General features: G+C 72.6%; 4 protein-coding genes. 1 reads left to right on the top strand and 3 read right to left on the bottom strand.

Annotation, left to right across the window (positions count from 1 at the left end):
• Window positions 1-763: TraB/GumN family protein (locus tag VJS38_RS19560; RefSeq protein ID WP_324089822.1), on the bottom strand; the 763-nt coding region annotated here is incomplete at its 3' end.
• Between the two features lie 42 nt (window positions 764-805).
• On the opposite strand from VJS38_RS19560, the gene mutL reads away from it, so the two are divergent.
• Window positions 806-2,668, top strand: coding sequence for a DNA mismatch repair endonuclease MutL (gene mutL, locus VJS38_RS19565; RefSeq protein WP_324089823.1), 1,863 nt, complete (start codon window positions 806-808; stop codon window positions 2,666-2,668).
• A 26-nt stretch (window positions 2,669-2,694) separates the two neighbouring features.
• On the opposite strand, the gene VJS38_RS19570 is transcribed toward mutL, so the two are convergent.
• Together VJS38_RS19570 and VJS38_RS19575 are read right to left on the bottom strand one after the other, a co-directional pair.
• Window positions 2,695-2,850, bottom strand: a complete 156-nt coding sequence (locus VJS38_RS19570; protein WP_324089824.1) for a hypothetical protein — start codon at window positions 2,848-2,850, stop codon at window positions 2,695-2,697.
• A 90-nt stretch (window positions 2,851-2,940) separates the two neighbouring features.
• Entirely contained in the window at window positions 2,941-4,527 is a 1,587-nt protein-coding gene (locus tag VJS38_RS19575; RefSeq protein WP_324089825.1) for an ATP-binding protein, read from the bottom strand.
• Window positions 4,528-4,588 lie beyond the last annotated feature (61 nt).

Genomic DNA, 4,588 nt, shown 5'->3' on the forward strand with positions numbered 1-4,588 from the left:
CCCAGGCCTTGGCGGCGGCGAGGGTGACGCCCGGCCCGGCCAGCACCTGGTCGAGCACCGCGTCCAGGCAGGCGCGCGCCGCGGGCTTGGGCGTGCGGATCACCGCCCCCATCAGCGAGCCGACGTCGTAGGTGCGCTGGACCACCGGGACGTTCGCCTGTTTCGCATAGACCTTCACCACCTTGGCGGTGTCGGCGTTGGTCAGGCCCGCATGGTCGCGGTAGTCGCCGGCCAGCAAGAGGCCCGCGGCCAGCGCGTTGTTGGTCTTGTAGCGGCTGGCGGGCTGGCCGATCTTCTCGCGGGCGGCGACGAAGCGGGCGCGCGCGGCCTCGTCGAGGCTGTCCTCGAATGGACGGACGGAGCGCAGCCGCATCAGGTTCCAGGCCGCGCCGATCGAGCCTGCGAAGTGAACCTTCACGTCCTGGAACGGCAGGATCACCTGGCTCGCGCCCTTCAGCCGACGATCGAGCGTGGCGGTGTCCCACGCTGTGCGCTTGGGCGCCAGCGACGGGGCGCCCAGGACGTAGACCGTGCTGGTCCCGTTGGTCACCGACCACCAGGCCGGCCCGCGGTCGCGGCCGACTACCACCAGCTCCTGCAGCAGGACGTCGTCGGGATCGGCGGGCGGGGCCGGGTTCGCCGCGGACGCAGCCTGCTGTTGCTGAGCGGGCGGCGCGCCTTGCGCCACGCCCGCGGCCGGCGCGGCGCCCAGCGCCAGAACCATGGCGAGGAATCCGAGACCTTTTCGCACGCCGGTCACCATACTGGAATCGTCCTATAGTCGTGGGTCCGCCAGGAACTACCCATGCCGATCCGCCGTCTGCCGCCCGAGACCGTCAACCGTATAGCCGCCGGCGAGGTGGTGGAACGGCCGGCCAGCGCCGTCAAGGAGCTGGTGGAGAATGCGCTGGACGCCGGCGCCTCCAAGGTCGAGGTGCAGGCCGACGGCGGCGGCCTGACGCGGATTCTCGTCGCCGACGACGGGTCGGGCCTTGCGGCCGACGAGCTGCCGCTGGCCATCGAGCGCCACGCCACCTCCAAGCTCGCCCCCGACGCGGAGGGCGACTACGACCTTCTGCGCATCGCCACCCTGGGCTTCCGCGGCGAGGCCCTGCCCTCGATCGGCTCGGTGGCCCGCCTGACCATCGCCAGCCGCGCGCGCGGCGCAGGCGAGGCCTACGCCGTCCAGGTCGAGGGCGGGGCTGTGGCGCCCGTCGCGCCCGCGGCTTTCCCGGGGCCGCACGGCGCGCGCGTCGAGGTGCGCGACCTGTTCTACGCCACGCCCGCCCGGCTGAAGTTCATGAAGTCGGACCGCGCCGAGGCGCTGGCCATCACCGAGGAGATCAAGCGCCAGGCCATGGCGCACGAGGCGGTGGGTTTCGCTCTGGACCTCGACGGCCGCCGCACCCTGCGCCTGCCGGCCGAGGCCCGGGGCGCGGAGGGCCGCCTGGCGCGGCTCTCGGCGATCATGGGCCGGGAGTTCTCCGACAACGCGCTGGAGATCGATCAGGAGCGCGAGGGCGTGCGGCTCTCGGGCTTCGCAGGCCTGCCGACCTTCAACCGCGGCAACGCCGCCCACCAGTACCTGTTCGTCAACGGCCGGCCGGTGCGCGACCGGCTGCTGCAAGGCGCCTTGCGGGCCGCCTATGCGGACTTCCTGGCCCGCGACCGCCACCCGCTGGCGGCGCTCTACGTCGAGCTCGACCCGTCGCAGGTCGACGTCAACGTCCATCCGGCAAAGGCCGAGGTGCGGTTCCGCGATCCGGGCCTGGTGCGCGGCCTGATCGTCGGCGGCCTGCGCCATGCGCTGGCCAGCGCCGGCCACCGGGCCTCGACCACGGTGGCGGCCGCGGCGCTGGGCGGCCTGCGCCCCCAATCCTATCCTGGACAAGCCTACGTCCCGCCGCCGTCAGGCGCCGGCTTCTCGGCCTGGAGCTCGGGCGGCTGGACGCCTTCGGCCGCCGCAGCGCAGGCGCTGCCCGGCCTCTCCGAGGTCTCCGCCCGCGCCGAGACGCAGGCCGCGCCGGCCTACGAGCATCGAGGCCTGGCCGAACCGGCCGCGGCGGCGCCGGTGTTCGATTCCGTCGACTTTCCGCTGGGCGCGGCGCGGGCCCAGGTGCACGAGACCTACATCGTCGCCCAGACCCGCGACGGGGTGGTCATCGTAGACCAGCACGCCGCCCACGAGCGGCTGGTCTACGAGCGGATGAAGGCCGAGATGGCCGGCGGCGCCGTCGCCCGCCAGGCGCTGCTGCTGCCCGAGGTGGTCGAGCTCGATCCGGCCGACGCCGAGCGGGTGGCCGCGCGGGCCGAGGAGCTGGCCCAGCTCGGCCTGCTGATCGAGCCCTTCGGCCCGGGCGCGGTGCTGGTGCGGGAGACGCCGGCCCTGCTCGGCGAGACCGACGTCGCGGGCCTAGTGCGGGACATCGCCGACGACCTCGCCGAAGCCGGTCAGGCGTTGGCGCTGAAGGAGCGGCTGGAGGAGGTCTGCGGGACCATGGCCTGCCACGGCTCGGTGCGCTCGGGCCGGCGGCTGACGGCGCCGGAGATGAACGCCCTGCTGCGCCAGATGGAGGCGACGCCCCACTCCGGCCAATGCAACCACGGCCGGCCGACCTATGTGGAGCTGAAGCTGGCCGACATCGAGCGGCTGTTCGGCCGGCGCTGAACAGCCGCTCCACAAGGGGAAGGGATTCACCCCATCGACAGCAGCGCCGCCGCCAGGGCCACGCCGACGCAAATGGTGGTGAAGATGGCGACGAGGGCCAGCACGACCGTCGCGAGCGCCAGCCGGTTCGCGGCCCTGCGCAGCGCCGCGCCGGCCGGGGCGGTTTCGATCGCAGTCTTCATGGGGTGACCTCCGCACACGGGCGAAGGTTCAGCCTGCACGCGGCTCGCGGCGCGAGAACGGCCGGCATGTATCGGAAATGCTTCGAGTTCCTACGCCGCGCAAACTTCCGGCGAGCCCTGCATCTCCAGCACCGCGCTCATCGCCGCCAGCAGGCGCTCGGGCTTCAGCGGCTTTTCAACGACGCCATTCATGCCGCTGGACCGGTAGAAGGCCGCGTCGGTCGGGTCGGCGTTGGCGGTGACGGCGACGATCGGCACCTGGCTCCAGGGGCCGGCGCCGGAGCGGATGCGCCGCGTCGCCTCGATGCCGTCCATGCCCGGCATCTTGATGTCCATCAGGACCACGTCGAAGCGGCCGGTGGACGCCGCCTCGATCGCCTCCACGCCGTCGCCGACGGCCTCGCTGGTGCAGCCGAACATCTCGCAGAGCGTGCTGGCGACCAGCCGGTTGGTGGCGTTGTCGTCGACGATCAGCACGTGCAGCGCCCCGCCGCCGGTCTCCGCCGGAGCCGCGGCGACCTCGGCCGCGCCGGGCGCCGGGACGTGGTAGAGCGGGGCCTCGAAGACGAAGAGCGCGCCGCCGCCGGGATTCTCGCGCGCGCAGACGGTCCCGTTCATCCGCTCGACGATCTGGCGGCAGACGGCCAGGCCGAGCCCCGCGCCGCCCAGCCGCACGCCGGCGTCGGTCTGCTGGAAGGGCGCGAAGATCTCCTCGCGCCGCTCGGCCGGGATGCCCGGTCCGGTGTCGGCGACCTCGCCGACCAGCCGGGCGCACTCGCCCTCGAGCGCCGCGCGCAGCCGCACCTGGACCCCTCCGGTCTCGGTGAACTTCAGGGCGTTGCCGACCAGGTTGTTCAGCACCTGGCGCAGACGGTCGCGGTCGGCCAGCAGCCACAGCTCCTTGGGCCCCTCGTAGGTGGCGCTGAAGCCGATGCCCTTCAACTCGGCCTGGGCTGACCAGAGGGCGATGACGTCGTCGAGCAGGGCGGAGGCCTCCAGCGGCTCCTCCTGCAGCTCGAGCCCGGAGGCCTCGGCCCGGGACAGGTCCAGCGCGTCGTTCAGCAGCCGCAGCAGGGTGCGGCCGGATTCCAGGATGGTGTCGATGAAGGGGCCAAGGTCGCTCTGCTGGGACTTGCGCTTGACGATCTCGGCGACCCCCAGCACCCCGTTCAGCGGCGTGCGGATCTCATGGCTCATCACCGCCAGGAACCGGCCCTTGGCGGCCAGCGCCTCCTGCGCCTCGTTGGCCAGGCGGCGCATCTCGCCGGCGTAGTTGGCGGTGGCCGCGGCGGTGGCCTGCAGCAGCGCGAGCGCCGTGCCGATCCCGGCGTAGCGGCCGCCGCAGGTGATGATGAAGCCCTGCAGCAGCTCCGAGGGGCGCTCCTCCAGCACCCGGCCGCAGAACTCCTCGACCGTCATGTCGCCGTCGGCGATCACCGGATCGGTCTGCATCCAGAAGGAGACCGGGCGCCCGGACCAGAGGGCGTAGCCGTATTGCCCGGCCATCCGCACGAGGAATGCGTTGCGCTCGATCATGCCGATCGGCCGGCCGGCCTCGTCGACGACCGCGATCGCCAGGGTGTCGGGCTCGTCCTGGAACCGCTTATAGATCTCGCGCCCGGCGACGTCGGCGGTCACCGGTTCAGCATAGGGCGCGATATCGAGAAGAAGCGTCATCCCGCACTCCAACAAGACGTGCAGGACTTGCCGTATGTTAAGCTAACGCGCCGTTATCCGC

This window comes from Phenylobacterium sp. (assembly GCF_035276905.1).
Lineage (GTDB): Bacteria > Pseudomonadota > Alphaproteobacteria > Caulobacterales > Caulobacteraceae > Phenylobacterium.